Source organism: Bartonella rochalimae ATCC BAA-1498, assembly GCF_000706645.1.
In the GTDB taxonomy this organism is placed as follows: domain Bacteria; phylum Pseudomonadota; class Alphaproteobacteria; order Rhizobiales; family Rhizobiaceae; genus Bartonella; species Bartonella rochalimae.
The window spans coordinates 720,130-721,060 of the sequence record NZ_KL407337.1; the positions used below are offsets into that span (position 1 = coordinate 720,130).

A 931-nucleotide genomic window follows, 5' to 3' on the forward strand; every position below is an offset into this window, starting at 1 on the left:
GTATTCTTCGCAATCGTTGCGACTTCTCCTTGGACTTTATAAAGCTGTTTGCCTGTAACCGCTTCTGTCGAACTGTCGGAAAGCTTTCCATCCGCCAAACCAGAAAGCGTACGACCTTGGAGTACTTGGTTCATAAAATTAATTTCCGTGCCACCCGTCTTCAAACCTATCGTGATACGACCGCTACCCCCTCCTTCTTGCTGTACAAGGCTATTCCCTGCTACATTCCCAATCTTTGAATAAAGATCACTAATCGAGCTGTCAACACCCTTAAATGCCGATCCTACATCACTATAACCTGAAGTTTGAATCTTATAAGTTGGAGTTTCATTACTAAGAATGTCCGCTCCACCTCCTAAATAGGTTGAAGCGTTCTTCGCAATCATTACTGTCCATTGTCTTAAAGCCTGCAGCTGAGCAACATTCACAGCATCAGTATCCTGTATCCCAGCTGCTACTCCGGTAAGTAGTCGTGAGGTTGGTATACGAGCAACAGGAGCAGCAATAGAGACTATCCCGTCATTATATTTCCATATATGATTACTTTTTACCGACAACTTATCTGTCCAAGGATCATAACCTGGTTGCTTTACGCTTACACCAACCTCAGATCCAGCACCTAAAGCAACCGAGCGTTCTATAACGACACGAGCTCCAGCACCTAAAGCAATCGAGCGGGCTGCATCGGCATAAGCATTATGACCTATAGCGATAGAAAAATCACCTGCCGCTTCAGCCCCAGAACCGATCCAAACTTCCGTACTTCTCGGAAGCCATTCATCTCCCAACCTATTATTCAAAACACGTGTCTCATACACATCAAGAACTGTATTTTTACCATCAACAGTCCAAGTGGCTTGTTGAACTCCAAAACCACGAGAGCACCAATTATCAAATTTGTGATGTGTGAGAAGATTTACATAACTTTCCT

Annotated in this window: 1 pseudogene; it reads right to left on the reverse strand. The window is 43.9% G+C overall.

Annotation, left to right across the window (positions count from 1 at the left end):
• Positions 1-931 (reverse strand): annotated as a pseudogene (locus tag O99_RS06890) (hypothetical protein); the annotation flags it as partial.